Source organism: Pseudomonas sp. CROZ-RG-20F-R04-15, assembly GCF_022662375.1.
In the GTDB taxonomy this organism is placed as follows: domain Bacteria; phylum Pseudomonadota; class Gammaproteobacteria; order Pseudomonadales; family Pseudomonadaceae; genus Aquipseudomonas.
In genome coordinates, this window is sequence record NZ_JAKNQL010000001.1 from 524,033 (window position 1) to 550,003 (window position 25,971).

The 25,971-nt window shown below is 58.6% G+C and carries 23 protein-coding genes; 22 read left to right on the plus strand and 1 reads right to left on the minus strand.

Annotated features, from left to right (window positions below):
* Positions 1 to 59 precede the first annotated feature (59 nt).
* From bamA to ispD, 15 genes are all read left to right on the plus strand, one after another.
* The gene (gene bamA / locus L8H52_RS02250) at positions 60 to 2,435 is read left to right on the plus strand and encodes an outer membrane protein assembly factor BamA (protein ID WP_242204909.1); all 2,376 of its coding nucleotides are present in this window, start codon (positions 60 to 62) and stop codon (positions 2,433 to 2,435) included.
* Positions 2,436 to 2,480: 45 nt separating this feature from the next.
* On the plus strand, positions 2,481 to 2,984 hold the full coding sequence (locus L8H52_RS02255; RefSeq protein ID WP_007908849.1) for an OmpH family outer membrane protein: 504 nt from the start codon (positions 2,481 to 2,483) through the stop codon (positions 2,982 to 2,984).
* Positions 2,985 to 2,987: 3 nt separating this feature from the next.
* Entirely contained in the window at positions 2,988 to 4,043 is a 1,056-nt protein-coding gene (lpxD, locus tag L8H52_RS02260; protein ID WP_242204907.1) for a UDP-3-O-(3-hydroxymyristoyl)glucosamine N-acyltransferase, read from the plus strand.
* Positions 4,044 to 4,149: 106 nt separating this feature from the next.
* Positions 4,150 to 4,590 (plus strand): 3-hydroxyacyl-ACP dehydratase FabZ, encoded by a 441-nt coding sequence (gene fabZ / locus L8H52_RS02265; RefSeq protein WP_016771469.1) that lies wholly within the window; start codon positions 4,150 to 4,152, stop codon positions 4,588 to 4,590.
* Positions 4,587 to 5,363, plus strand: coding sequence for an acyl-ACP--UDP-N-acetylglucosamine O-acyltransferase (gene lpxA / locus L8H52_RS02270; protein ID WP_064393182.1), 777 nt, complete (start codon positions 4,587 to 4,589; stop codon positions 5,361 to 5,363). The genes fabZ and lpxA overlap by 4 nt, the downstream gene beginning before the upstream one ends.
* Before the next feature lie 2 nt (positions 5,364 to 5,365).
* A complete protein-coding gene (gene lpxB / locus L8H52_RS02275) occupies positions 5,366 to 6,496 on the plus strand; it encodes a lipid-A-disaccharide synthase (RefSeq protein WP_242204906.1) in 1,131 nt (376 codons plus the stop codon).
* 11 nt (positions 6,497 to 6,507) lie between these two features.
* Positions 6,508 to 7,134 (plus strand): ribonuclease HII, encoded by a 627-nt coding sequence (rnhB, locus tag L8H52_RS02280; protein ID WP_242205520.1) that lies wholly within the window; start codon positions 6,508 to 6,510, stop codon positions 7,132 to 7,134.
* A 76-nt stretch (positions 7,135 to 7,210) separates the two neighbouring features.
* Positions 7,211 to 10,732: a DNA polymerase III subunit alpha gene (gene dnaE, locus L8H52_RS02285; RefSeq protein WP_242204904.1), complete on the plus strand. Its 3,522-nt coding sequence runs from the start codon at positions 7,211 to 7,213 to the stop codon at positions 10,730 to 10,732.
* A gap of 139 nt (positions 10,733 to 10,871) precedes the next feature.
* Complete coding sequence (locus tag L8H52_RS02290; protein ID WP_042557889.1) at positions 10,872 to 11,819, plus strand: acetyl-CoA carboxylase carboxyltransferase subunit alpha; 948 nt, start codon at positions 10,872 to 10,874, stop codon at positions 11,817 to 11,819.
* Positions 11,820 to 11,965: 146 nt separating this feature from the next.
* Entirely contained in the window at positions 11,966 to 13,294 is a 1,329-nt protein-coding gene (gene tilS, locus L8H52_RS02295) for a tRNA lysidine(34) synthetase TilS (RefSeq protein ID WP_242204901.1), read from the plus strand.
* Between the two features lie 274 nt (positions 13,295 to 13,568).
* A complete protein-coding gene (locus L8H52_RS02300) occupies positions 13,569 to 15,200 on the plus strand; it encodes a CTP synthase (protein ID WP_034156321.1) in 1,632 nt (543 codons plus the stop codon).
* Positions 15,201 to 15,205: 5 nt separating this feature from the next.
* Positions 15,206 to 16,051, plus strand: coding sequence for a 3-deoxy-8-phosphooctulonate synthase (kdsA, locus tag L8H52_RS02305; RefSeq protein ID WP_016985082.1), 846 nt, complete (start codon positions 15,206 to 15,208; stop codon positions 16,049 to 16,051).
* 156 nt (positions 16,052 to 16,207) lie between these two features.
* Positions 16,208 to 17,497: a phosphopyruvate hydratase gene (gene eno, locus L8H52_RS02310; RefSeq protein WP_007908839.1), complete on the plus strand. Its 1,290-nt coding sequence runs from the start codon at positions 16,208 to 16,210 to the stop codon at positions 17,495 to 17,497.
* A 171-nt stretch (positions 17,498 to 17,668) separates the two neighbouring features.
* The gene (gene ftsB / locus L8H52_RS02315; RefSeq protein ID WP_007908838.1) at positions 17,669 to 17,947 is read left to right on the plus strand and encodes a cell division protein FtsB; all 279 of its coding nucleotides are present in this window, start codon (positions 17,669 to 17,671) and stop codon (positions 17,945 to 17,947) included.
* Complete coding sequence (gene ispD, locus L8H52_RS02320) at positions 17,944 to 18,651, plus strand: 2-C-methyl-D-erythritol 4-phosphate cytidylyltransferase (RefSeq protein WP_242204898.1); 708 nt, start codon at positions 17,944 to 17,946, stop codon at positions 18,649 to 18,651. The genes ftsB and ispD overlap by 4 nt, the downstream gene beginning before the upstream one ends.
* 143 nt (positions 18,652 to 18,794) lie before the next feature.
* Here ispD and L8H52_RS02325 read toward each other — a convergent pair whose 3' ends face one another.
* Positions 18,795 to 19,691: a LysR substrate-binding domain-containing protein gene (locus tag L8H52_RS02325; protein WP_242204896.1), complete on the minus strand. Its 897-nt coding sequence runs from the start codon at positions 19,689 to 19,691 to the stop codon at positions 18,795 to 18,797.
* Positions 19,692 to 19,808: 117 nt separating this feature from the next.
* Here L8H52_RS02325 and L8H52_RS02330 point away from each other — a divergent pair, with 117 nt between their 5' ends.
* The 7 genes from L8H52_RS02330 (at position 19,809) to L8H52_RS02360 (ending at position 25,901) form a co-directional block, all read left to right on the plus strand.
* Positions 19,809 to 20,921 carry an S-(hydroxymethyl)glutathione dehydrogenase/class III alcohol dehydrogenase gene (locus L8H52_RS02330; RefSeq protein ID WP_242204893.1) on the plus strand — a complete coding sequence of 371 codons (1,113 nt, stop codon included), beginning with the start codon at positions 19,809 to 19,811 and terminating at the stop codon, positions 20,919 to 20,921.
* Between the two features lie 65 nt (positions 20,922 to 20,986).
* Positions 20,987 to 21,832: an S-formylglutathione hydrolase gene (gene fghA, locus L8H52_RS02335; RefSeq protein WP_242204890.1), complete on the plus strand. Its 846-nt coding sequence runs from the start codon at positions 20,987 to 20,989 to the stop codon at positions 21,830 to 21,832.
* 44 nt (positions 21,833 to 21,876) lie between these two features.
* Positions 21,877 to 22,350: a 2-C-methyl-D-erythritol 2,4-cyclodiphosphate synthase gene (gene ispF / locus L8H52_RS02340; protein WP_034149878.1), complete on the plus strand. Its 474-nt coding sequence runs from the start codon at positions 21,877 to 21,879 to the stop codon at positions 22,348 to 22,350.
* Positions 22,347 to 23,405 carry a tRNA pseudouridine(13) synthase TruD gene (gene truD, locus L8H52_RS02345; protein ID WP_242204888.1) on the plus strand — a complete coding sequence of 353 codons (1,059 nt, stop codon included), beginning with the start codon at positions 22,347 to 22,349 and terminating at the stop codon, positions 23,403 to 23,405. Before ispF ends, truD begins: the two co-directional genes overlap by 4 nt.
* Positions 23,393 to 24,142: a 5'/3'-nucleotidase SurE gene (gene surE / locus L8H52_RS02350; protein ID WP_007908831.1), complete on the plus strand. Its 750-nt coding sequence runs from the start codon at positions 23,393 to 23,395 to the stop codon at positions 24,140 to 24,142. Before truD ends, surE begins: the two co-directional genes overlap by 13 nt.
* A gap of 41 nt (positions 24,143 to 24,183) precedes the next feature.
* A complete protein-coding gene (locus tag L8H52_RS02355; protein WP_172828219.1) occupies positions 24,184 to 24,819 on the plus strand; it encodes a protein-L-isoaspartate(D-aspartate) O-methyltransferase in 636 nt (211 codons plus the stop codon).
* Between the two features lie 212 nt (positions 24,820 to 25,031).
* A complete protein-coding gene (locus L8H52_RS02360) occupies positions 25,032 to 25,901 on the plus strand; it encodes a peptidoglycan DD-metalloendopeptidase family protein (RefSeq protein WP_242205519.1) in 870 nt (289 codons plus the stop codon).
* The last annotated feature ends 70 nt before the right edge of the window (positions 25,902 to 25,971 follow it).

Below are 25,971 nucleotides of genomic sequence, written 5' to 3' on the forward strand. Positions count from 1 at the left end.
CGAATCTGCCGCATTTTGCGGCAGTTTGTTTATTGCCAGTTGGAATAAGAAAGGACTTCATGAAACGTCTGCTGCTAACTGCGGTTCTCACCGTATTGATGATCGCCGAAGTTCACGCCGAGTCCTTCACTATCTCTGATATTCGCGTCAATGGCCTCCAGCGGGTCTCCGCGGGTAGTGTCTTTGGTGCCTTGCCGTTGAACGTCGGCGAGCAGGCGGATGATCGTCGCCTGGTGGAATCCACTCGTGCGTTGTTCAAAACCGGTTTCTTTCAAGATATCCAGCTGGGCCGCGAAGGCAACGTTCTGGTCATCACGGTCGTCGAACGTCCGTCGGTCGCCAGTATCGAGATCGAAGGCAACAAGGCGATCTCCACTGAAGACTTGATGAAAGGTCTCAAACAATCCGGTCTGGCCGAAGGCGAGATCTTCCAGCGCGCCACCCTCGAAGGTGTGCGTAACGAACTGCAGCGTCAGTACGTCGCGCAAGGTCGCTACTCGGCTACGGTCGATACCGAAGTGGTATCGCAACCGCGCAACCGCGTTGGTCTGAAAGTGAAGATCAACGAAGGTACTGTTGCCGCCATTCAGCACATCAACGTGGTGGGCAACACGGTTTTCCCTGAGGAAGACCTGACTGACCTGTTCGAGCTGAAAACCACCAACTGGCTGTCGTTCTTCAAGAACGATGACAAGTACGCCCGTGAAAAACTTTCCGGTGACCTTGAGCGTCTGCGTTCCTACTATCTGGACCGTGGCTATATCAACATGGATATCGCTTCGACCCAGGTGTCCATCACCCCGGACAAGAAGCACGTCTACATCACTGTCAACGTCACCGAAGGCGAGAAATACACCGTTCGTGACGTCAAGCTCAGCGGTGATCTGAAAGTCCCTGAAGATCAGGTCAAGTCCTTGTTGCTGGTGCAGAAAGGTCAGGTGTTCTCGCGCAAGCTGATGACCACCACATCCGAACTGATCACCCGTCGTCTGGGTAACGAGGGTTACACCTTCGCCAACGTCAACGGCGTACCGCAGCCACACGATGACGACCATACCGTTGACATCCTGTTCGCTGTCGATCCGGGCAAACGTGCCTACGTCAACCGCATCAACTTCCGTGGCAACACCAAGTCCGAGGACGAAGTGCTGCGCCGTGAAATGCGTCAGATGGAAGGCGGCTGGGCTTCGACCTACCTGATCGACCAGTCCAAGACCCGTCTTGAGCGTCTGGGCTTCTTTAAAGAGGTCAACGTTGAAACTCCGGCTGTTCCGGGTGTCGACGACCAGGTTGACGTGAACTACGCCGTTGAAGAACAAGCTTCCGGTTCGATCACCGCCAGCGTTGGTTTCGCCCAGAGTGCCGGTCTGATCCTTGGTGGTTCGATCACCCAGAACAACTTCCTCGGTACCGGTAACCGCGTCAGCGTCGGCCTGACCCGAAGCGAATACCAGAGCCGCTACAACTTCGGCTACGTTGACCCGTACTGGACCGCCGATGGCGTGAGCCTGGGTTACAACGCGTTCTATCGCACCACTGACTACAAAGACCTCGATGTCGACGTAGCGAGCTATGCGGTAGACAGCCTGGGTGCCGGCGTCAACGTTGGCTACCCGATCAGCGAGACATCGCGTCTGACCTTTGGTCTGTCCGCTCAACAGGACACGATCAAGACCGGTACTTACACCGTTGACGAGATTTTCGACTTCGTAAACAAGGAAGGCGACAAGTACCTGAACTTCAAGGCTTCGGCCGGCTGGTCCGAGTCGACTTTGAACAAAGGCGTACTGCCGACCCGTGGCCGTTCCCAGAGCCTGACCCTGGAAACCACCATTCCAGGCAGCGACCTGTCGTTCTACAAACTTGATTACCGTGGTCAGCTGTTCCAGCCGATCAGCGAGAACTACACCCTGCGTCTGCACACCGAGCTGGGTTACGGCGACGGTTATGGTTCGACTGACGGCTTGCCGTTCTATGAAAACTACTATGCTGGTGGTTTCAACTCGGTTCGTGGCTTCAAGGACAGCACTCTCGGCCCGCGCAGTACGCCGAGCCGTGGTACCAACCCGGGCACGCTGGCTGACCCTGATCAGGATCCGCTGCCGTTCGGTGGTAACGTCCTGATCCAGGGTGGTGTCGAGGTTCTGTTCCCGCTGCCATTCGTGAAAGATCAGCGCTCCTTGCGTACTTCGGTATTCTGGGATGTGGGTAACGTATTTGACTCGCAGTGCAAGGACACTACCAATGCGAACGGCTCGACGTCGAACACCAAGTGCAACGACATCAGCCTGAGCAACATGGCCAGTTCCGTGGGTGTGGGTGTGACCTGGGTCACCGCACTGGGTCCTCTGAGCTTCGCGTTGGCCATGCCGATCAAGAAGCCGGATGAGGCTGAAACTCAAGTGTTCCAATTCTCCCTCGGCCAGACGTTCTAAGCGTCTGACCCAAGATAACGACAATGGATTTTGTAGGAGTGCATCGTGCGTAAGTTGACTCAATTGGTTCTCCTGGCCTCCTTGATGGTGGCAGGCCCGGCATTTGCCGACATGAAAATCGCTGTTCTGAACTATCAGATGGCTTTGCTCGAATCCGACGCAGCCAAGAAGTACGCCGTGGATGCCGAAAAGAAGTTCGGTCCGCAACTGACCAAACTGAAAACCCTGGAAAGCAGCGCCAAGGGCATTCAGGACCGTCTGATGGCCGGTGGCGACAAAATGCAGCAAGGTGAACGTGAGCGTCTGGAACTGGAATTCAAGCAAAAGGCCCGTGACTTCCAGTTCCAGTCCAAGGAGCTGAACGAAGCCAAAGCTGTTGCCGATCGCGAAATGCTCAAGCAACTGAAGCCGAAACTGGATAGCGCAGTGGAAGAAGTCATCAAGAAAGGTGGTTTTGACCTGGTGTTCGAGCGTGGCGCAGTGATCGATGTCAAACCTCAGTACGACATCACGCGCCAGGTTATCGAGCGCATGAATCAGCTGAAGTAACCCATGACCGTGACTATCAAGCTCGGCCAGTTGGCCGAGTTCCTCGGCGCCACCCTGCGTGGCGACCCTGAGAAGCAAATTACTGGGCTAGCCACTTTGCAAGAGGCTGGCCCAGCTCAGTTGAGCTTTCTGGCAAACCCTCAATATCGCAAATACCTGGCAGGCTCGCAGGCAGCAGCACTGCTGCTCAAAGAGGCCGATGCTGAAGGTTTTGCCGGTAATGCGTTGGTGGTGCCTGATCCTTATCTGGCTTACGCACGCATCTCACACTTGTTCGATCCCAAGCCAAAAGCCCCTGCCGGTATCCATCCTTCGGCGGTCATTGCGGCAGACGCAGTGGTTGATCCAACTGCCAGCGTCGGCCCATTCGTGGTGATCGAGGCCGGTGCGCGGATCGGTGCGCAAGTGACACTGGGCGCGCATTGCTTCGTCGGTGCCCGCAGCGAAATCGGCGAAGGCGGCTGGCTCGCTCCTCGCGTGACGCTGTATCACGACGTACGTATCGGCCAACGCGTAGTGATTCAGTCCGGTGCCGTGCTTGGTGGTGAAGGCTTCGGCTTCGCCAACGAAAAAGGTATCTGGCAGAAGATCGCCCAGATCGGTGGCGTGACCATCGGCGACGATGTCGAGATTGGCGTGAATACCGCCATCGACCGCGGCGCTCTGGCCGATACCGTAATCGGTAATGGCGTGAAGCTCGACAATCAGATCCAGATTGCCCACAACGTTCAGGTCGGTGATCACACCGCCATGGCGGCGTGCGTCGGGATCTCCGGCAGCACCAAAATCGGCAAGCATTGCATGCTCGCCGGCGGTGTCGGGCTGGTCGGCCACATTGATATTTGCGACAACGTTTTCCTGACCGGGATGACCATGGTGACTCACTCGATTACCGAGCCGGGTGCCTATTCTTCCGGCACAGCCATGCAACCGGCGGCCGAGTGGCGCAAAAGCGCGGCCCGCATTCGTCAGCTCGATGACATCGCGCGGCGTTTGAAACAGCTGGAAAAGCGCGTAGGGGAAGTGACCCCTGACGGCAATGCTTCATCAGATGGCTGATACCATTTCCATATCAAGTGTGCACAGCCGCTAGACTGCCTCCTTGATTTGCTAGAGGAGTGCGCGTCAGTCGCGCTCCCAATCTTTACATAGGCTTCCCCCCGAAATGATGGACATCAACGAGATTCGCGAATACCTGCCTCACCGTTACCCGTTCCTGCTGGTGGACCGGGTGGTGGAACTGGACACTGAAGGCAAGCGCATTCGCGCCTACAAGAATGTCAGCATCAATGAACCGTTCTTCAATGGTCACTTCCCAGCGCATCCAATCATGCCGGGCGTGCTGATCATCGAAGCGATGGCTCAGGCTGCCGGGATCCTCGGTTTCAAAATGCTTGACGTGAAGCCAGCCGACGGCACGCTTTACTACTTCGTCGGTTCCGACAAGCTGCGCTTCCGCCAGCCAGTCAAGCCGGGCGACCAGCTGATTCTTGAAGCGACCTTCATCAGCTGCAAGCGCAAGATCTGGAAATTCGAATGCCAGGCTTCGGTGGACGGCAAACCGGTCTGCTCGGCAGAGATCATCTGTGCGGAACAAAAAGTATGAGTTTGATTGACCCTCGCGCAATCATCGATCCGTCGGCCGTTCTGGCTGACGGCGTCGAGGTCGGCCCGTGGTCGATCATCGGCGCAGGTGTGGAAATCGGCGAGGGTACCGTGATCGGGCCGCATGTGATCCTCAAAGGCCCGACCCGCATCGGCAAGCACAATCGTATCTACCAGTTTTCCTCGGTAGGCGAAGACACGCCCGATCTGAAGTACAAGGGTGAAGAAACCCGCTTGGTGATCGGTGACCACAACGTCATCCGTGAAGGTGTGACCATTCACCGTGGCACCGTGCAGGACCGTTCGGAAACCACGCTGGGCGACCACAACCTGATCATGGCCTACGCGCACATCGGCCATGACAGTGTCATCGGCAATCACTGCATTCTGGTCAACAACACCGCATTGGCCGGCCATGTGCATGTGGATGACTGGGCAATCCTCTCCGGGTTTACCCTGGTTCACCAGTATTGCCACATCGGCGCTCACAGCTTTTCCGGTATGGGCACTGCCATCGGCAAGGACGTTCCGGCGTTCGTCACCGTATTCGGCAACCCCGCCGAAGCGCGCAGCATGAACTTCGAAGGCATGCGCCGTCGTGGTTTCAGCGAAGACGCGATCCACACCCTGCGTCGCGCTTACAAAACCGTCTATCGCCAAGGCCTCACGGTCGAGCAGGCACTGGCCGAACTGGTCGAACCTGCTGCGCAGTTCCCGGAAGTCGCGATATTCCGTGACTCCATCCAGTCGTCGACTCGCGGCATCACTCGCTGATCATGGCCAATCTGCGTATTGCGCTGGTGGCAGGTGAAGCTTCCGGTGACATTCTCGGCGCCGGTCTCATGCGCGCCCTCAAGGCACAGCATCCGGCGGTTGAATTCATCGGCGTCGGCGGTCAGTTGATGCAGGCCGAAGGCCTGACCTCCTACTTTCCGATGGAACGTTTGTCGGTCATGGGCCTGGTGGAAGTACTCGGGCGCCTGCGTGAGTTGCTCAAGCGCCGCAAGGACCTGATCGCCACGCTGATCGCCGAGAAGCCGGACGTGTTCATCGGTATCGACGCCCCGGACTTCAACCTCAATATCGAACTCAAGTTGCGTCAGGCCGGGATCAAGACCGTGCATTACGTCAGCCCGTCGGTGTGGGCGTGGCGGCAGAAGCGTGTGCTGAAGATCCGCGAAGGTTGCGACCTGATGTTGACGCTGCTGCCGTTCGAAGCAAAGTTCTACGAAGAAAAAGGCGTACCGGTACGGTTCGTCGGTCACACGCTGGCCGATACCATTCCGCTGGAAGCTGATCGCGCTGCGGCGCGTGCCGAACTGGGCCTGTCCGACGGTCCGTTGGTGGCGTTGATGCCCGGCAGCCGTGGTGGCGAAGTATCCCGCCTCGGCGCGCTGTTCCTCGATACTGCCGAACGTCTGCGTGCGATGCGCCCGGGTTTGCGCTTTGTCATTCCGTGCGCCAATGCCGAACGCCGCGCGCAGCTTGAAGAGCTGCTCGCAGGCCGCGATCTGCCGGTGACCCTGCTCGATGGCAAATCGCATCTGGCCTTGGCGGCGTGCAATGCGGTGTTGATCGCCTCCGGCACGGCCACATTGGAAGCGCTGTTGTACAAGCGGCCGATGGTGGTGGCGTACCGTTTGGCACCGCTGACGTTCTGGATTCTGAAGCGCATGGTCAAGAGCCCGTACGTGTCCTTGCCGAATCTGCTGGCCCAGCGTCTGCTGGTCCCGGAATTGTTGCAGGATGATGCTACGGTCGAAGCGTTGGCGCAGACCCTGTCGCCGCTGATCGAAGGCGGCGAGGAACAGACCCGTGGCTTCGACGAGATCCACCGCACGCTGCGGCTGGACGCCTCCAATCAGGCGGCGGACGCCGTCCTTAACCTGATCGGTCAAACACGATGAGCAAGACAAGCATGCAGATGGGCCTGGATTTCACCCTGGTTGCCGAAGTTGAAGATTTGGTCGCCGGTGTCGATGAAGTCGGTCGTGGCCCGTTGTGCGGTGCGGTGGTGACAGCGGCGGTGATTCTCGATCCGAACCGGCCGATTCTCGGTCTCAACGACTCGAAGAAACTCACCGAAGCCAAGCGTGAAAAGCTCTACGACGAGATCATCGAGAAATCCCTGAGCTGGTGCATCGCTCGCGCCGAAGTCGAAGAAATTGACGAGCTGAACATTCTCCACGCGACCATGCTGGCCATGCAGCGCGCAGTGGCCGGCCTGCACATTCAGCCGAAACTGGCGATGATCGACGGCAACCGCTGCCCGCAACTGCCGATGCGCGCCGAAGCGGTGGTGCAGGGCGACGGCAAGGTGCCGGCGATTGCCGCTGCGTCGATTCTCGCTAAAGTCAGTCGCGACCGTGAAATGGCTGCGTTCGAATTGATCTATCCGGGTTACGGCATCGGTGGCCATAAAGGCTACCCGACGCCCGTTCATCTGGAAGCGTTGGTGCGTCTCGGCCCGACGCCTATTCACCGGCGCTCGTTTGCCCCGGTGCGTCTGGCTTATGAAGCGCTCGAAGGCCTGACGCAGGTTTAGTCGCAAGGCTGATGTTTTGTTCGAGGCCCGGTACAATCCGGGCCTTGTTGTCTTTATGTAACTGGACAGGATCACTATGCCGGCTTCATTCGTTCATCTACGCCTGCACACTGAATACTCGCTGGTCGACGGGCTGGTGCGGATCAAGCCACTGGTCAAGGCGCTGACCGGCATGAACATGCCGGCGGTCGCGGTCACCGACCAGAACAACATGTGTTCCCTGGTCAAATTCTATAAAAACACCATGGGCGCTGGCATCAAGCCAATCTGCGGCGCCGACCTGTGGCTGTCGAACAAGGACCCGGACGCGCCGCTGAGCCGGCTCAGCCTGTTGGTGATGAACGCCAAGGGTTATCGCAACCTCACCGAGTTGATCTCGCGCGGCTTCATCGAAGGCCAGCGCAACGGCATGATCATCATCGAGCGTGAGTGGGTCGCTGAAGCCAACGAAGGCCTGATCATGCTGTCCGCCGCCAAAGAAGGCGAAATCGGTATGGCCATGATCGGCGGCAACCCGGCTGAGGCCGAAGCGCTGGCGCGTGAATGGATGGTGGTGTTCCCGGATCGCTTCTATCTGGAAATCCAGCGCACCAATCGGCCCAACGATGAAGAGCAACTGCACGGTGCTGTCGCGCTCGCTGACAAGCTCGGCGCGCCGCTGGTGGCGACCAACGATGTGCGCTTCATTAAGCAGGAAGACTTCGCCGCCCACGAAACCCGCGTCTGCATCGGTGAGGGCCGCGCCCTCGACGATCCGCGCCGTTCGAAGAATTACAGCGATCAGCAATACCTGAAAAGCGCCGAGGAAATGATCGAGCTGTTCAGCGATATTCCCGACGCCATCGAAAACACCGTCGAGATCGCCAAGCGCTGCAACATCGAAGTGAAGCTGGGCACGCACTTCCTGCCCAACTTCCCGATTCCCGATGGCATGACCATCGACGAATATTTCCGCAAAGTGTCCTTCGACGGTCTCGAAGAGCGCTTGGCGGTGCTGCTGCCCAAAGACACCACCGAAGATTACGAAGCCAAGCGTCAGGTCTACGTCGACCGCTTGAATTTCGAGCTGGATATCATCATCCAGATGGGTTTTCCCGGTTACTTCCTCATCGTTATGGACTTTATCCAGTGGGCCAAGAGCAACGGCGTGCCGGTAGGTCCTGGGCGCGGATCGGGTGCCGGTTCGTTGGTGGCCTACGTGCAGAAGATCACCGACCTCGACCCGCTGGAATACGACCTGCTGTTCGAACGTTTCCTTAACCCGGAACGGGTCTCGATGCCCGACTTCGACGTCGACTTCTGCATGGACGGTCGTGACCGGGTGATCGATTACGTGGCCGAGAAATACGGCCGCAACGCGGTAAGCCAGATCATTACATTCGGTTCCATGGCCGCAAAAGCGGTGGTGCGTGACGTGGCGCGGGTGCAGGGCAAGTCCTACGGCCTGGCTGATCGTCTGTCGAAGATGATTCCGTTCGAAGTCGGCATGACCCTGGAAAAAGCCTACGAGCAGGAAGAAATCCTGCGTGACTTCATCAAGGTCGATGAAGAGGCTGCGGAAATCTGGGAGATGGCGCGCAAGCTTGAGGGCGTCGTGCGTAACGTCGGTAAACACGCCGGTGGTGTGGTGATCGCGCCGACCAAACTGACCGACTTCTCGCCGATCTATTGCGATGAGGCCGGCGACGGTCTGGTAACCCAGTTCGACAAGGACGACGTTGAAGCTGCCGGTCTGGTGAAGTTCGACTTCCTCGGTCTGCGTACGCTGACGGTGATCGACTGGGCGCTGAAGACCATCAACCGCGACCGCGCCAAGGTCAACGAACCGCCACTGGACATCGCGTTCATCCCGCTGGACGACAAACCGACGTACTCGTTGTTGCAGAAAGCTGAAACCACGGCGGTGTTCCAGCTTGAATCGCGCGGCATGAAAGAGCTGATCAAAAAGCTCAAGCCCGACTGCCTCGAAGACTTGATCGCACTGGTGGCCCTGTTCCGTCCGGGCCCGCTGCAGTCCGGCATGGTGGATGACTTCATCAACCGTAAGCACGGTCGCGCCGAACTGGCGTACCCGCACTCGGACTACCAGTACGAAGGCCTCAAGCCTGTTCTGGCGCCGACTTACGGCATCATCCTGTATCAGGAACAGGTGATGCAGATTGCTCAGGTCATGGCCGGTTACACCCTCGGCGGTGCAGACATGCTGCGTCGGGCGATGGGTAAGAAAAAACCCGAAGAAATGGCCAAGCAGCGCGGCGGTTTCATTGAGGGTTGCAAGACCAACAATATCGACGCCGACCTCGCCGGTAACATTTTCGACCTGGTGGAAAAATTCGCCGGTTACGGCTTCAACAAGTCTCACTCCGCTGCTTACGGTCTGGTGTCGTACCAGACCGCCTGGCTGAAAACCCATTACCCGGCGCCGTTCATGGCCGCGGTACTGTCGGCGGACATGCACAATACCGACAAGGTCGTGACCTTGATCGAAGAAATTCGCACCATGAAGCTGCGCCTCGACGCGCCGGACGTGAACACGTCGGAGTTCAAGTTCACGGTGAACGATGAGGGCCGGATCATCTATGGCCTGGGTGCGATCAAAGGCGTAGGCGAGGGGCCGGTTGAGGCGATCACTGAGGCGCGTCTGGCGGGGCCATTCAAGGACCTGTTCGATTTCTGCGCCCGGGTCGACCTCAAGCGCATCAACAAACGCACGCTCGACGGCTTGATCCGCAGCGGCGCTCTGGATCGCCTTGGCCCGTACTTCCACGATGAGCAAAAAGCCTACCAGGCCAACATCGACCGCAACCGCGCGGTGCTGCTGACGGCCATGGAAGAGGCGATCAAGGCCGCCGAACAAACTGCACGCACTCAGGACAGCGGGCACTCGGACCTGTTCGGTGGACTGTTCGTCGAAGAAGACGCTGACGTTTACGCCAACCATCGCAAGGCCAAGGAGTTGACGCTCAAGGAGCGGCTCAAAGGGGAGAAAGACACCCTGGGCCTGTACCTGACCGGTCACCCGATTGATGAATACGAAGGTGAAATCCGTCGTTTCGCCCGCCAGCGCATCATTGATCTGAAACCGGCGCGAGATACCCAGACCGTCGCAGGGATGATCATTGCGCTGCGGGTCATGAAGAACAAGAAGGGCGACAAAATGGGGTTCATCACCCTGGATGACCGCTCTGGACGCATCGAGGCCTCGCTGTTTTCCGAGTCGTTCCATGCGGCGCAGTCGTTGTTGCAGACTGACGCGATGGTCGTCGTCGAAGGCGAGGTCAGCAATGACGACTTCTCCGGCGGCCTGAAGCTGCGGGTCAAGCGCGTGATGAGCATGGAAGATGCCCGCACCAACCTGGCCGAAAGCCTGCGTCTGAAGCTTCAGACTCAGGACTTGAAAGGCGATCAGCTACGCTGGTTGGGCGAGTTGCTCAAGCGTCATCGCGGCGCGTGCCCGGTGACCATGGAGTACACCAGCCCCGATGCGAAGACCTTGCTGCAGTTTGGCGAGACCTGGCGGATCGACCCGGCGGATGCCTTGATTCAGGCTCTGCGTGACCAGTTCGGGCGAGACAACGTCTTCCTCCAATACCGTTGACCGGTGAGTGCCATCATGGCGCTCGCCCGCAACCTGAATTTTTAATCTCGACCTCAGCGCGCCTCTCCCTTAAGGTAGGGCGCGAATAGACAACCGGCCGGCCCAAGCTCATTTGGGACACGACCCAAGACGGACGCCTATGAACCCGAATTTTCTAGATTTCGAACAGCCGATCGCCGACCTGCAAGCCAAGATCGAAGAGTTGCGCTTGGTCGGTAATGACAATTCGCTGAATATCGGCGATGAGATCTCCCGCCTGCAGGACAAGAGCAAGACGCTGACCGAAGACATCTTCGGCAAGCTGACCAGCTGGCAGATCGCACGCCTGGCGCGTCACCCGAAACGCCCGTACACCCTTGACTACATCGAGCACATCTTCACCGAGTTCGACGAACTGCACGGCGACCGTCACTTCTCTGACGACGCCGCTATCGTTGGCGGTATCGCCCGTCTGGATGATCAACCGGTGATGATCATCGGTCACCAGAAAGGCCGCGAAGTGCGCGAGAAAGTTCGCCGCAACTTCGGCATGCCGCGTCCGGAAGGCTACCGCAAGGCTTGCCGTCTGATGGAAATGGCCGAGCGTTTCAAAATGCCGATCCTGACCTTCATCGACACCCCGGGTGCTTACCCGGGTATTGACGCTGAAGAGCGCAACCAGAGTGAAGCGATTGCCTGGAACCTGCGCGTGATGTCGCGCCTGAAGACTCCAATCATCGCCACCGTTATCGGTGAAGGTGGTTCCGGTGGTGCACTGGCGATCGGTGTCTGCGATCAACTGAACATGCTGCAATACTCGACCTACGCGGTGATCTCGCCGGAAGGTTGCGCCTCGATTCTGTGGAAAACCGCAGAAAAGGCCCCGGATGCCGCTGAAGCGATGGGTATCACCGCCGAGCGCCTGAAAGGTCTGGGTATTGTCGACAAGGTGATTGGCGAGCCTTTGGGCGGCGCGCACCGTGATCCGGCGGCTGCGGCGGCTTCTATTCGTGCAGAGCTGAGCTCGCAACTGGCGATGCTGAAGAAATTCGATAACGAAGCGCTGTTGAAGCGCCGTTATGATCGACTGATGAGCTACGGTCTCTGATCGAACGCCGATTTAGCTGACAATGCAAAACACTGTGGGAGCGAGCTTGCTCGCGAAGGCGTTATAACAGGCAACGAAAATGTTGAATGTTGAACCGCTTTCGCGAGCAAGCTCGCTCCCACATTGGTTTCGGTGAAGGTGAAAAAATGAGTCAGTTCTCGATTGATTTGCCTTCCCGGTTATTACTGAGCCTTGAGCCTTGGCGCAACGCCACTCATTGGCTTATCGCATTCTCCGGTGGTCTCGACTCCACTGTTCTGCTGCATCTGCTTGCCCATCTCGCAAAATCCGAATCCCTCCCTCCACTCAACGCTATTCATATTCACCACGGCCTCCAGGCTGCGGCTGACGCTTGGCCGCAGCATTGCCAGTCCGTGTGCGATGCGCTGGGTGTTCCGTTGCTGATCGAGCGGGTGAAAGTGCAGCCGGGTGCCAGTCTGGAGCGCGCAGCGCGGAATGCGCGGTACGCTGTGTTCGGTTCACTGACGCAAGCCAATGATGTGTTGTTGACAGGTCAGCATCGCGATGATCAAGCGGAAACGCTGTTGTTCCGGCTGCTGCGCGGTGCCGGTGTGCGCGGATTATCCGCGATGCCGCGGCAGCGTCCGATGGGGCAGGGGACGCTGATTCGTCCATTGCTCGATGTTTCCCGGGCCGAACTCGAAGCGTATGCGCAAGCTCATCAATTGAGCTGGATTGAAGACCCGTCGAATCAGGATCGGCAGTTCTCGCGCAATTACCTGCGGCATCAGGTCATGCCGTTGCTGAGCGAACGCTGGCCGCAAGCGCAGACAAGCATGGCTCGCAGTGCCGCGCATCTGCGTGAAGCCCAAGGATTGCTGGATGAGCTGGCGCAGATCGATCTGACGCAAGCCGCTACCGCTCATGATTTCGAATGGCTGGGATTGCCGTCTCTGGAGTTGGCGTCGCTGGCGGCGTTGTCTGCCGCCCGCCAGCGAAACGCCCTCAGTCACTGGCTTGAGCCGCTGACGCGCCTGCCTGACACCGACCATTGGTCGGGTTGGACGGATCTGTGCGATGCCGCTCCTGATGCGTCACCGGTCTGGCGTCTGGCCGATGGCGAGTTGCACCGCAGTGCCGGTCGTCTGTGGTGGCTCAGCGGTCACTGGCTACGCACGCCGATGATCGACGCCGAGTGGCAGATCCCGGCGTCAGCGCTACGCTTGGCCGATAACGGACGTGTCATGTTCAGCGGGCAGACTCCCGTCGGGCCTTTGCAGATTCGCTATCGGCAGGGCGGCGAAGTCATGCATCTGGCGGATCGCGGTCACCGTGATCTCAAGCGCCTGCTCAATGAGCGTGCGGTGCCGGGGTTCGTGCGTGGCAGATTGCCGCTGCTGTTTCGCGGCGATGAATTGCTCGCGGTGGCGAACCTGCCGGGGCTTGATGGCCATCTGCAGGACGGCTGGAAATTGCATTGGCTGCCAACAGACGAAGATCAAGGTTTGAGCTGAAAGGAGCATTCCGGTAGACTACGCTCCCTTCTTGATACAACTTCTGTGGATTCGCCTGAATTGCAGGAGTTGCCGATTACCAAGCAGTCTTTGCTGGGCGATTCCAAAAAATGTGTAGCGAGCAACGTACCGGTGTTTCACCTGCCGGTCTGTCCCAACGCGGCGGTTTTTTTGAAAGGTGCACTGTGATTAATGCAGGTGATCGGGGGCTTCGGCCTTCCTTCGCTTTCCCCGGCGGCTCGTACCGCTTTAACGCAGACTTCTAGGGTTTTTCATGACGCGCTACATATTCGTCACGGGCGGTGTTGTTTCTTCATTGGGGAAAGGCATTGCATCGGCTTCATTGGCGGCCATCCTGGAGGCGCGGGGACTTAAGGTCACCATGCTGAAGCTGGACCCGTACATCAACGTCGACCCGGGCACCATGAGCCCGTTCCAGCACGGTGAAGTGTTCGTCACCCACGACGGCGCCGAGACCGACCTGGACCTGGGTCACTACGAGCGGTTCATCCGCACGACCATGACCCAGAACAACAACTTCACCACTGGCCGTGTCTACGAGCACGTGCTGCGCAAAGAGCGCCGTGGTGACTACCTGGGTGCAACCATCCAGGTGATCCCGCACATCACCGACGAAATCAAGCGCCGCATCATCAAGGGTGCCGGTGACGCTGACGTGGCAATGGTTGAAATCGGTGGCACCGTCGGTGACATCGAGTCGCAACCGTTTCTCGAGGCGATCCGCCAACTGCGTTTCGAAATCGGCGCCAAGCGCGCGATGCTGATGCACCTGACACTGGTGCCGTACATCGCCACTGCCGGCGAAACCAAAACCAAGCCAACTCAGCACTCGGTAAAAGAGCTGCGTTCGATCGGCCTGCAGCCAGACGTGCTGGTGTGCCGTTCCGATCACCCGATCGACATTTCGTCGCGTCGCAAGATCGCCCAGTTCACCAACGTTGAAGAGCGTGCGGTGATCGGCCTGGAAGATGCCGACACCATCTACAAGATCCCGGGCATTCTGCACTCGCAGGGTCTGGACGATTTTGTTGTCGAGCGTTTCGGCCTGCAATGCGGCAGCGCTGATCTGTCCGAGTGGGAAGCTGTGGTTGATGCCAAGCTGAACCCGGAACACGAAGTGACCATTGCCATGGTCGGCAAATACATGGAACTGCTGGACGCGTACAAATCGCTGATCGAAGCGATGAGTCATGCCGGCATCAGCAACCGCACCAAGGTCAACCTGCGCTACATCGATTCCGAAGACATCGAGAACCAGGGCACTGCGCTGCTCGAAGGTGTCGACGCAATCCTCGTGCCGGGCGGCTTCGGTCTGCGCGGCGTGGAAGGCAAGATCACTGCCGTTCAGTACGCTCGTGAAAACAAGGTTCCGTACCTGGGTATCTGCCTCGGTATGCAAGTGGCGGTCATCGAGTTCGCTCGTAACGTCATGGGCTGGAAAGACGCCAACTCCACCGAGTTCGACCGCGCCAGCGGCCATCCGGTTGTCGGTCTGATCACCGAGTGGGAAGACGCGACCGGTGCCGTCGAAGTGCGTACCGAATCGTCCGATCTGGGCGGCACCATGCGTCTCGGCGCACAGGAATGCCTGCTTGAAGCCGGCTCCAAGGTGCACGACTGCTACGGCAAGGACGTGATCGTCGAACGTCACCGTCACCGTTATGAAGTGAACAACAACCTGCTGCCACAAATCATCGAAGCCGGCCTGAAGATTTCCGGTCGCTCCGCTGACGCGGCATTGGTTGAAGTGGTTGAAGCACCGGATCATCCATGGTTCGTCGCTTGCCAGTTCCACCCTGAGTTCACCTCGACGCCACGCGATGGCCATCCGCTGTTCAGCGGTTTTGTCAAAGCAGCGTTGGCTCAACACCAGAAGAAGGCGTAACCCCGATGGCACAGAAGATCATCCGCGTCGGCGACATCGAGATTGCCAACGACAAACCCATGGTGCTGTTCGGCGGCATGAACGTGCTGGAAAGCCGTGACATGGCCATGCAGGTTTGCGAGGAGTACGTGAAGGTCACCGAGAAACTCGGTATCCCTTATGTGTTCAAGGCCAGTTTCGACAAGGCCAACCGTTCTTCTGTGACCTCCTATCGTGGTCCTGGCCTGGAAGAGGGCATGCGCATCTTCCAGGACATCAAACAAGCTTTCGGCGTGCCGATCATCACCGACGTCCACGAGCCTGATCAGGCCGCGGTCGTCGCTGAGGTCTGCGACATCATTCAACTGCCGGCCTTCCTGTCGCGCCAGACCGATCTGGTCGTCGCGATGGCCAAGACCAATGCAGTGATCAACATCAAGAAAGCCCAGTTCCTCGCGCCTCAGGAAATGAAACACATCCTGAACAAGTGCGTGGAAGCGGGTAACGATCAATTGATCCTCTGCGAGCGTGGTTCGAGCTTCGGCTACAACAACCTCGTGGTCGACATGCTCGGCTTCGGCATCATGAAGCAGTTCGAGTACCCGGTATTCTTCGACGTGACCCACGCGCTGCAAATGCCGGGTGGTCGTGCCGACTCCGCTGGTGGTCGCCGTGCCCAGGTTCTGGATCTGGCCAAGGCGGGCATGAGCCAGTCGCTGGCAGGTCTGTTCCTCGAAGCGCACCCGGATCCGGACAACGCCAAATGCGACGGCCCTTGCGCCTTGCGTCTGGACAAACTGGAGCCATTTCTGGCCCAGCTCAAAGCTTTGGACGAACTGGTGAAGAGTTTTCCGACGGTAGAAACCGCGTAACACTCAATTCTCCGGTAAAGTACCGCACGATTTGTCGCTCATGCCCTCGGGCATGAGCGTTATCGTCTGCAAGTCTGCCCGCTGCACCCCCTTGCCGACGGTAAAAAGATTTCCTCTAGCTGCGTCGTTTTCGTCAACTTTGGAGTGTTTACAACAATGGCAAAAATCGTCGACATCAAAGGTCGTGAAGTTCTCGACTCCCGTGGCAATCCCACCGTGGAAGCGGACGTGCTTCTCGACAACGGCATCATCGGCAGCGCTTGCGCGCCGTCCGGTGCATCCACTGGCTCGCGTGAAGCGCTCGAGCTGCGTGATGGCGACAAGAGCCGTTATCTGGGCAAGGGCGTGCTCAAAGCGGTAGCCAACATCAACGGTCCGATCCGCGATCTGCTGCTGGGCACCGACCCAAGCGACCAGAAAGCCCTGGATCACGCGATGATCAAGCTCGACGGTACTGAAAACAAAGCGACCCTGGGCGCCAACGCCATCCTCGCCGTGTCCCTGGCTGCGGCCAAGGCTGCTGCTCAGGATCAGGATCTGCCGCTGTACGCACACATCGCCAACCTCAACGGTACTCCGGGTGTCTACTCGATGCCGGTACCGATGATGAACATCATCAACGGTGGCGAGCACGCCGATAACAACGTCGACATCCAGGAATTCATGGTGCAGCCGGTTGGCGCCAAGTCTTTCTCGGAAGGTCTGCGCATGGGCACCGAGATTTTCCATCACTTGAAAGCTGTGCTGAAGGCCCGTGGCCTGAGCACTGCCGTTGGCGACGAAGGCGGTTTCGCACCGAACCTGGCGTCCAACGAAGACGCGCTGAAAGTGATCTCCGAAGCAGTGGCTAACGCCGGTTACAAGCTGGGCACCGACGTGACCCTGGCTCTGGACTGCGCGGCCAGCGAATTCTACGAAGACGGCAAGTACAACCTGTCCGGCGAAGGTCAGGTGTTCACCGCTGAAGGTTTCGCTGATTACCTGAAAGGCCTGACCGAACGTTATCCGATCATTTCGATCGAAGACGGTCTGGACGAGTCCGACTGGGCTGGCTGGAAAATCCTCACCGACAAGATCGGCGAGAAGGTTCAACTGGTGGGCGACGACCTGTTCGTGACCAACACCAAGATCCTGAAAGAGGGCATCGATAAAAACATCGCCAACTCGATCCTGATCAAGTTCAACCAGATCGGCACGCTGACCGAAACCCTGGAAGCCATCCAGATGGCCAAGGCTGCCGGTTACACCGCGGTGATCTCGCACCGTTCCGGCGAAACCGAAGATTCGACCATTGCCGACCTGGCTGTGGGCACCTCGGCTGGCCAGATCAAGACCGGTTCGCTGTGCCGTTCCGACCGTGTTTCCAAGTACAACCAACTGCTGCGTATCGAAGAGCAGTTGAATGGCAAGGCCAAGTACAACGGTCGCAGCGAGTTCCGCGGCTAAGTACAAATCGATGGAAGGACACCGGATTGTGTCGAAAAAGTCGTGACAGCGATGGATTTGCCACTAATCTGATGCCTTGAATGCACAAGCCTGGATCTTCCAGGCTTCGTGCTATCAGATGTTTCAAAGTTTTGGCGTGGCTGTCTTTTTTCACTGGATACCTGATATTCGATGCGCAGTCCTTACTGGTTGTTTCTCGTTTTGCTCTTGCTGCTGGCCGGTCTGCAGTACCGCCTGTGGGTGGGCAATGGCAGTCTGGCGCAAGTCGCCGAGCTGAATCAGCAGATTGCTGATCAACATGCCGAGAACGAAGGTTTGCTGGAGCGCAACCGAGTGATGGACGCTGAAGTCAGCGAGTTGAAAAAGGGTATGGAGACCGTTGAAGAGCGGGCTCGTCACGAGCTGGGCATGGTCAAGGACGGCGAAACCCTTTACCAGTTGGCCCAATGATCAATTCCCTTCCGGCCTTCTGGGCCGTGATTCCTGCCGCGGGCGTCGGTGCCCGAATGGCCGCGGACCGTCCCAAGCAGTATCTGCAACTGGGGGGGCGCACAATTCTTGAACACAGCCTCGGCTGTTTCCTCGATCACCCAAGCCTCAAGGGGCTGGTGGTCAGTCTTGCAGTTGATGATCCTTACTGGCCAAACCTGGCCTGCGCCAGCGATCCGCGCATTCAGCGGGTAGACGGCGGGACCGAGCGTTCTGGTTCGGTGCTCAATGCCTTGCTGCACCTGCATGCGCAGGGTGCCGATGACGAAGATTGGGTGTTGGTGCACGATGCGGCACGGCCGAATCTGAGTCGCGATGATCTTGACAAGTTACTCGATGAACTGGCGGATGATCCGGTCGGCGGTTTGCTCGCGGTGCCGGCGCGCGACACGTTGAAGCGGGTCGATAAACACGGTCGTGTGGTTGAGACCGTTGATCGCAGCATTATCTGGCAGGCGTATACGCCGCAGATGTTTCGCCTTGGTGCGTTGCATCGGGCGTTGGCGGACAGTCTGGTGGCAGATGCGGTGATTACCGATGAGGCTTCGGCGATGGAGTGGGCGGGCCTGGCGCCGCGTCTGATTGAAGGGCGGGCGGATAACCTCAAGGTGACCCGGTCTGAAGACCTCGAATGGTTGCGCCAGCGTTGGGCGAATCGACGCTGAGTGCTGTGGCGCCTAATGCGCAGCCTTCGCGACCAATCTCGCTCCCACCTTTGATCTGCGGCTGACACCAAATTTGCATTTACTGCGGTTCCCCTGTGGGAGCGAGCTTGCTCGCGAAGGCGGCCGCACGAACAACCCATCTCTCAGCTTCGATACTCCGGTCGATCAGCCAACCCTTCCTTCAAAAAATCCACCAACTTGCGCACTTTGGGCGACAAATGCCGCTGCTGCGGATACAGCGCCCACACCGCCGTATTCGGTGGCTGATGCGCCTCCAGCAGCGAAATCAACGCGCCACTGTGCAGATGCTCCAACACGTAGTAATCCGGCAACTGGCACAGTCCAACCCCCTGAAGCGCTGCGTCCAGCACCGCCTGCCCACTGTTGCAGCGCCAGTTTCCCTGCACGCGCTGAGAAAACTCCCGGCCATTTTGCTCAAGCTGCCAAATATCCGAGCTGCCGATCAGGCAATTGTGCCGGCTCAGTTCCGACAAGCTGTGTGGCCGACCGTACCGTTCAACGTAGGACGGTGAAGCGCAGAGAAACATCCGCCTCGGCGCCAGTCGTGTCGCGACCAGCCGCGAATCCTGCAAGCGACCCAAACGAATCGCCAGATCCAGACCTTCATGCACCAGATCGAGCTGGCGGTTGCTCAATTCGATATCGATGCGCAGCTGCGGATAAAGCCCCATGAAACGCGTCACCAGCGGCACGATAAAACGTTCGCCGTAAGCCACGGCACACGTCATGCGCAGCATGCCTTTCGGTTCGCTGGTCAGATCGCCGACCGCACGCAAGGCCTCTTCGCGTCCGTCCTGCAAGCGTTGGCAATGTTGCAGAAAGGTCTGTCCGGCTTCAGTCAGCGTCACCCGACGGGTGCTGCGATAAAGCAGACGCGTCTGAAGGCGCTCCTCCAACCGTACGATTTGTCGACTGACATGGGAGGAAGAAACGCCAAGGCGCTCGGCAGCGGCGGTGAACTGGCTGCATTCGGCAACGGCGACGAACTCGTCGATGCCTTCCCAGCGATTTTCGGACATCGGGATTATCCCTGTGTGGCAATAATTTTTTGCTTTTGTCCTGATTATTCATCGTAAGGCCATGTATTACACTCCTTGTCTGGTTTTTTTATTCAATGGATTCACTGGAGAGTCAGCATGATCAAGTCGCGCGCCGCCGTTGCCTTCGAGGCCAAGAAGCCGCTGGAAATCGTAGAAGTCGATGTAGCCATGCCCAAGGCCGGTGAAGTGCTGCTGCGCGTGGTAGCTTCCGGTGTTTGCCATACCGACGCCTACACCCTGTCCGGCGCGGATCCGGAAGGCATCTTCCCGTCGATCCTCGGTCACGAAGGTGGCGCCATCGTTGAAGCGATCGGCGAAGGCGTGACCTCGGTTGCCGTCGGTGATCACGTCATTCCGCTGTACACCCCGGAATGCGGCCAGTGCAAATTCTGCAAGTCGGGCAAGACCAACCTGTGTCAGGCGATTCGCGCAACCCAGGGCAAAGGCTTGATGCCGGACGGCACTTCGCGTTTCTCCTACAAGGGCGAAACGATTTTCCACTACATGGGTACTTCCACGTTCTCGGAATACACCGTGTTGCCGGAAATCTCTGTGGCCAAAATCTCCAAGGACGCGCCACTGGAAAAAGTTTGCCTGTTGGGCTGTGGCGTCACCACCGGCATCGGTGCAGTGCTTAACACCGCCAAGGTCAAACCGGGTGACACCGTGGCGATCTTCGGTCTGGGGGGCATTGGTCTGTCCGTGGTGATCGGTGCCGTGAAAGCCAAGGCAGCACGCATCATCGCCATCGACATCAACCCGGCCAAGTTCGAAATCGCCAGGCAACTCGGTGCAACCGACTGTGTGAACCCGAAGGATTTCGATCGTCCGATCCAGGAAGTGATCGTCGACATGACCGATGGCGGCGTCGACTTCTCCTTCGAATGCATCGGCAACGTGCAACTGATGCGCGCCGCGCTCGAGTGCTGCCATAAAGGCTGGGGCGAATCCGTGATCATCGGTGTGGCCGGTGCCGGTCAGGAAATAGCCACCCGTCCGTTCCAGTTGGTGACCGGTCGTGTCTGGCGTGGTTCGGCATTCGGTGGTGTTCGTGGTCGCACCGAATTGCCAAGCTACGTCGACATGGCGCAGAGCGGTGAAATCCCGCTGGATACTTTCATCACCCACACCATGGGTCTGGAAGATATCAACAAGGCGTTCGACCTGATGCATGAAGGCAAGAGCATCCGTACCGTCATTCATTTCTGATCAATCGTGGCGACACGGCTGCAAGTCTTGAAGGCTTGCGACCGTGACCGCGTAGGAGTCTTTACATGAGTCTGGAAAACATCTCCTGTCAGAAGAGTTTCGGCGGCTGGCACAAACGCTATCGTCATCGCTCCGATGTGCTCGGCTGTGACATGGTGTTCGCCGTGTACCTGCCGCCGCAGGCGGAGCAGGGCGGCAAGTTGCCGGTACTGTACTGGCTGTCGGGCCTGACCTGCACCGATGAAAACTTCATGCAGAAGGCTGGCGCGATGCGCATGGCGGCCGAACTCGGGTTGATCATCGTCGCTCCGGACACCAGCCCGCGCGGGCCGGATGTACCGGGTGATCCGGATGGCGCGTGGGATTTCGGGCTCGGCGCCGGGTTCTATCTGAATGCCACACAGGAACCGTGGTCGCGTCACTATCGGATGCATGACTATGTCGTGCAGGAATTGCCTTCACTGGTGGAGGCGCATTTTCCGGCATCGGATAAACGCAGCATCAGCGGCCACTCGATGGGCGGTCACGGTGCGTTGGTCTGCGCACTGCGAAACCCAGGTCGCTATCGATCGGTGTCGGCGTTCTCGCCAATCAACAACCCTATGGATTGCCCATGGGGCCAAAAAGCGTTTTCCCGTTTCCTCGGTGAAGACCGCTCGAAGTGGAAGGAATGGGATGCCTGCGCACTGATTGCCGACGCGGACGAAAAACTGCCGCTGCTGGTCGATCAAGGTGATCGCGACGACTTCCTTGCCACTCAGCTCAAACCTGAAGCCTTGCAACAAGCGGCAAAACAAGCAGGCCATCCGCTGACGTTGCGCCTGCAACCGGGCTACGACCACAGCTATTTCTTCATATCGAGCTTCATAGACGACCACTTGCAGCATCACGCACGCGCCCTTAAGGCCTAATGCAGGTAGAATCACGCCCTGACAAAAATCGGGGCGTTTTTTTTATGCGTATTGGCCACGGCTATGATGTGCACCGTTTCGCTGAAGGCGATTTCATTACTCTGGGCGGCGTGCGCATTGCACACAGCTTCGGGCTGCTCGCTCATTCCGACGGTGACGTCCTGCTGCACGCCTTGAGCGATGCCTTGCTCGGCGCGGCGGCGCTGGGTGATATCGGCAAACACTTCCCGGACACCGACCCGCAATTCAAAGGCGCCGACAGCCGCGCGCTGCTGCGTCACGTGGTCGCGCTGATCCACGCCAAGGGCTGGAAAGTCGGCAATGTCGATAACACCATCGTTGCCCAGGCGCCAAAAATGGCCCCGCATATCGAATCGATGCGCGCGCTGATCGCGGCGGATCTACAAGTTGAGTTGGATCAAGTGAACGTGAAAGCTACCACCACCGAAAAGCTTGGCTTTGTCGGTCGCGAAGAAGGCATCGCCGTGCACTCCGTTGCCTTGTTGCTGCGCGCATGAATGAACTGCAACTGCTCGGCCCACGGGCCTATGGCGAACCCCTCGGCAGCGCAGTACTGAAAGCCATCGCTGAAGATTTTCAGGTCGATGAAGTCCTCGATATCCCGTTCAGCGGTGACGGCGAGCATCTCTGGATCTGGGTCGAAAAGCGCGGCCTCAACACTGAGGAAGCCGCACGGCGTATTGCCAAGGCTGCCGGCGTGCCGTTGCGCACGGTCAGCTACGCCGGGCTCAAGGATCGTCAGGCGCTGACCCGTCAGTGGTTCAGCGTGCAACTGCCGGGCAAGGCCGATCCGGATCTGTCGACGGCGGAAAACGACACGCTGAAGATCCTCAAGACCACTCGCCACAAGCGCAAGCTGCAACGTGGCGCGCATTCGGCCAATGGTTTTACCTTGCGCCTGACTCAGTTCGCTGGCGACAAAGACGCGATTGAACAGCGCTTGCAGTTGATCACCCAACAAGGCATCCCCAACTATTTCGGCGCTCAGCGTTTCGGCCATGACGGCGGCAACGTCGTTGATGCGCGTTCGTGGGCCGCGCGCAAAGCCTTGCCGGAACAACGCAACGTGCGTTCGCGTTTGCTTTCGACCGCGCGCAGTTTTCTGTTCAACAAGGTGCTCGCCGCACGGGTAGCCGACGGCACCTGGCAAAAAGCCCAAGTCGGTGATCTGCTGGCCTTTACCGACAGCCGCAGTTTTTTTCCGGCCGGTGAGGCCGAGTGCAGCGACCCGCGTCTGGCCATTCTTGACTTGCATCCGACCGGCCCGCAGTGGGGCGAAGGTGACTCGCCGACCGCAGGGGCTGTCCATGATCTGGAGCAGGGGATTGCCGCGGGTGAAGCGGATCTGCGCGATTGGTTGATCAACGCCGGCATGAGCCACGAACGTCGCATCCTGCGGCTGCCCATTGGCGGGTTGACGTGGCATTATCCCCAGCCTGACATTCTGCAACTGGAATTCGTCCTCCCGGCCGGATGCTTCGCCACCGTATTGGTGCGCGAGCTCGTTGATCTGGTGCCGGTGGGGCAGACGGACAGCCCATGCGTATTCTGATTTCTAACGACGATGGGGTAACCGCACCCGGTCTCGCCGCGCTTTATGCTGCGCTGGCGGATTACACCGAATGCGTGGTTATCGCCCCGGAGCAGGACAAAAGCGGCGCCAGCAGTTCGCTGACGCTCGACCGTCCGTTGCACCCGCAATACCTGGCCAACGGCTTTATCAGCCTCAACGGCACACCGACCGACTGCGTGCACCTGGGCCTTAATGGCTTGCTGGAGCGCGAGGCGGACATGGTGGTCTCCGGGATCAATCTCGGCGCCAACCTGGGTGATGACGTGTTGTATTCCGGCACCGTCGCGGCAGCGCTCGAAGGGCGCTTCCTCGAGCGTCCGTCATTTGCCTTTTCGCTGGTCTCGCGTCAGGTGGATAATCTGCCGACGGCGGCGTACTTTGCGCGCAAACTGGTCGAGGCCCATGCCGGGCTCGATCTGCCGCCGCGCACGGTGCTCAACGTGAACATTCCCAATCTGCCCATCGATCACATTCGTGGCATCCAGCTGACCCGACTCGGCCACCGTGCCCGGGCGGCGGCGCCGATGAAGGTGGTCGATCCGCGTGGCAAGGCCGGTTACTGGATTGCGGCCGCCGGTGATGCCGAAGATGGCGGCCCAGGCACGGACTTTCATGCAGTGATGCAGGGCTATGTGTCCATCACGCCATTGCAGCTCGATCGCACCTTCAACGATGCGTTCAGAAGCCTCGACGGCTGGCTGGAGGGACTGCGCTGATGGCCCGTGAACATGAAGACAGGCTGCGCAGCGGGATCGGCATGACTTCCCAGCGTACCCGCGAGCGGCTGATCCAGCGGTTATATGAAGAAGGCGTGTCCAACGCCAAGGTGCTGGAGGTCATCCGCCGTACGCCGCGCCACCTGTTCGTCGACGAGGCGCTGGCACACCGCGCTTACGAAGACACGGCGCTGCCGATCGGCAACAACCAGACCATTTCCCAGCCTTATATGGTGGCGCGCATGAGCGAGCTGCTTCTGGAGGCGGGGCCGCTGGACAAAGTGCTGGAGATCGGCACCGGTTCCGGTTACCAGACTGCCGTCTTGTCGCAATTGGTCGAGCGGGTGTTCTCGGTCGAGCGCATCAAGGTGCTGCAAGACCGGGCCAAGGAGCGTCTGGTTGAACTGAACCTGCGCAACGTGGTGTTCCGCTGGGGCGATGGCTGGGAAGGCTGGCCGGCGCTGGCACCGTATAACGGCATCATTGTCACGGCCGTGGCCACCGATGTACCGCAAGCCTTGCTCGATCAACTGGCTCCTGGCGGGCGCATGGTGATTCCGGTCGGCTCGGGAGAAGTGCAGCAATTGATGCTGATCGTGCGTGAGGAAAACGGCTTTTCCCGGCACGTTCTGGGCGCCGTTCGCTTCGTGCCTTTGCTTAATGGGCCACTGGCCTGAGCATTTGTTTGCGTGCGCTGAATTCCTTTCGTTCGCCTGTGTCTTACTCCGGCAGCGATGGTTTAAACGCAGCAGATTGCCAACTTGCAAACGTGTGCGCGAAGCGATTTCGCTTCATTAAAGGTAAAGCCGATCCGGCCCGTTATACTTGCGACACCTCATGCCGGAATCCGGCATTTCACATTTTTCAGCCACCACAAAGGGAGCGGCGGGTGAGTCTCACAGTCATTGCGCAGCGTATGGGTAACACGAGCTTTCAGCGCCTGGTGACTGGCCTTGTCTTGAGCACCTTGCTGGTCGGTTGCTCCAGCACCAAATCGAGCAATGTGCGGGTGGTCGATCGCAACAATGCGGTGGCCCAACGTCCTGCCGTGACGACCGGCCAGTATGTAGTCCGTCCGGGCGATACGATGTTTTCGATCGCGTTTCGCTACGGCTGGGACTACAAAGCCCTCGCGGCCAGGAACAATATTCCTACGCCGTATACGATCCATCCGGGTCAGACAATTCGCTTTGACGGCCGCACCGGTTCAACGCCGACGGCGGTGGTGAGCAACAGCAGTTCTTCGCCTTCTTCGTCGAGTAAAACCACGGTAATCCGGCGCCAGGCTAATGGCACGACAACCACCACAACCACCGGTTCTGCGGGGGCTGTACCGTCCGTCGCCAACAAACCAGCACCCGCTCCACTGCCTCCAGCGGGCCCGGCCCCGACCGGCTGGGGATGGCCATCTAATGGCATTCTGATTGGAAAATTCTCTTCAAACGGTAGTTTGAATAAAGGAATTGATATCGCCGGAGATTTGGGACAGCCTGTTTTAGCTGCGTCTGATGGGACGGTGGTTTACGCCGGGAGTGGCTTAAGGGGCTACGGCGAATTAGTCATCATCAAACACAGCGAAACCTACGTCAGTGCCTACGGACATAACCGCAGGCTGTTGGTTCGGGAGGGACAGCAGGTCAAGGTCGGACAGACAATTGCCGAAATGGGGTCAACGGGTACAGACCGGGTGAAACTGCATTTTGAGATTCGCCGCCAAGGTAAACCTGTAGATCCACTGCAGTTCCTGCCAAGACGTTGATTTGTAAGCCAGCCTGTTCCGTCACGTAGAGGGGACAGGCTCCAGCGCTGCCAAGGATAAAGGCGTCGCT

What these genes read in the sequence shown, in the direction of transcription:
- bamA (WP_242204909.1), top strand. Translation starts at nt 60, where the DNA reads ATGAAACGTCTGCTGCTAACTGCGGTTCTCACCGTATTGATGATCGCC.
- lpxD (WP_242204907.1), top strand. Translation starts at nt 2,988, where the DNA reads ATGACCGTGACTATCAAGCTCGGCCAGTTGGCCGAGTTCCTCGGCGCC.
- fabZ (WP_016771469.1), top strand. Translation starts at nt 4,150, where the DNA reads ATGATGGACATCAACGAGATTCGCGAATACCTGCCTCACCGTTACCCG.
- lpxA (WP_064393182.1), top strand. Translation starts at nt 4,587, where the DNA reads ATGAGTTTGATTGACCCTCGCGCAATCATCGATCCGTCGGCCGTTCTG.
- lpxB (WP_242204906.1), top strand. Translation starts at nt 5,366, where the DNA reads ATGGCCAATCTGCGTATTGCGCTGGTGGCAGGTGAAGCTTCCGGTGAC.
- rnhB (WP_242205520.1), top strand. Translation starts at nt 6,508, where the DNA reads ATGCAGATGGGCCTGGATTTCACCCTGGTTGCCGAAGTTGAAGATTTG.
- dnaE (WP_242204904.1), top strand. Translation starts at nt 7,211, where the DNA reads ATGCCGGCTTCATTCGTTCATCTACGCCTGCACACTGAATACTCGCTG.
- L8H52_RS02290 (WP_042557889.1), top strand. Translation starts at nt 10,872, where the DNA reads ATGAACCCGAATTTTCTAGATTTCGAACAGCCGATCGCCGACCTGCAA.
- tilS (WP_242204901.1), top strand. Translation starts at nt 11,966, where the DNA reads ATGAGTCAGTTCTCGATTGATTTGCCTTCCCGGTTATTACTGAGCCTT.
- L8H52_RS02300 (WP_034156321.1), top strand. Translation starts at nt 13,569, where the DNA reads ATGACGCGCTACATATTCGTCACGGGCGGTGTTGTTTCTTCATTGGGG.
- kdsA (WP_016985082.1), top strand. Translation starts at nt 15,206, where the DNA reads ATGGCACAGAAGATCATCCGCGTCGGCGACATCGAGATTGCCAACGAC.
- eno (WP_007908839.1), top strand. Translation starts at nt 16,208, where the DNA reads ATGGCAAAAATCGTCGACATCAAAGGTCGTGAAGTTCTCGACTCCCGT.
- ftsB (WP_007908838.1), top strand. Translation starts at nt 17,669, where the DNA reads ATGCGCAGTCCTTACTGGTTGTTTCTCGTTTTGCTCTTGCTGCTGGCC.
- ispD (WP_242204898.1), top strand. Translation starts at nt 17,944, where the DNA reads ATGATCAATTCCCTTCCGGCCTTCTGGGCCGTGATTCCTGCCGCGGGC.
- L8H52_RS02325 (WP_242204896.1), bottom strand. Translation starts at nt 19,691, where the DNA reads ATGTCCGAAAATCGCTGGGAAGGCATCGACGAGTTCGTCGCCGTTGCC.
- L8H52_RS02330 (WP_242204893.1), top strand. Translation starts at nt 19,809, where the DNA reads ATGATCAAGTCGCGCGCCGCCGTTGCCTTCGAGGCCAAGAAGCCGCTG.
- fghA (WP_242204890.1), top strand. Translation starts at nt 20,987, where the DNA reads ATGAGTCTGGAAAACATCTCCTGTCAGAAGAGTTTCGGCGGCTGGCAC.
- ispF (WP_034149878.1), top strand. Translation starts at nt 21,877, where the DNA reads ATGCGTATTGGCCACGGCTATGATGTGCACCGTTTCGCTGAAGGCGAT.
- truD (WP_242204888.1), top strand. Translation starts at nt 22,347, where the DNA reads ATGAATGAACTGCAACTGCTCGGCCCACGGGCCTATGGCGAACCCCTC.
- surE (WP_007908831.1), top strand. Translation starts at nt 23,393, where the DNA reads ATGCGTATTCTGATTTCTAACGACGATGGGGTAACCGCACCCGGTCTC.
- L8H52_RS02355 (WP_172828219.1), top strand. Translation starts at nt 24,184, where the DNA reads ATGACTTCCCAGCGTACCCGCGAGCGGCTGATCCAGCGGTTATATGAA.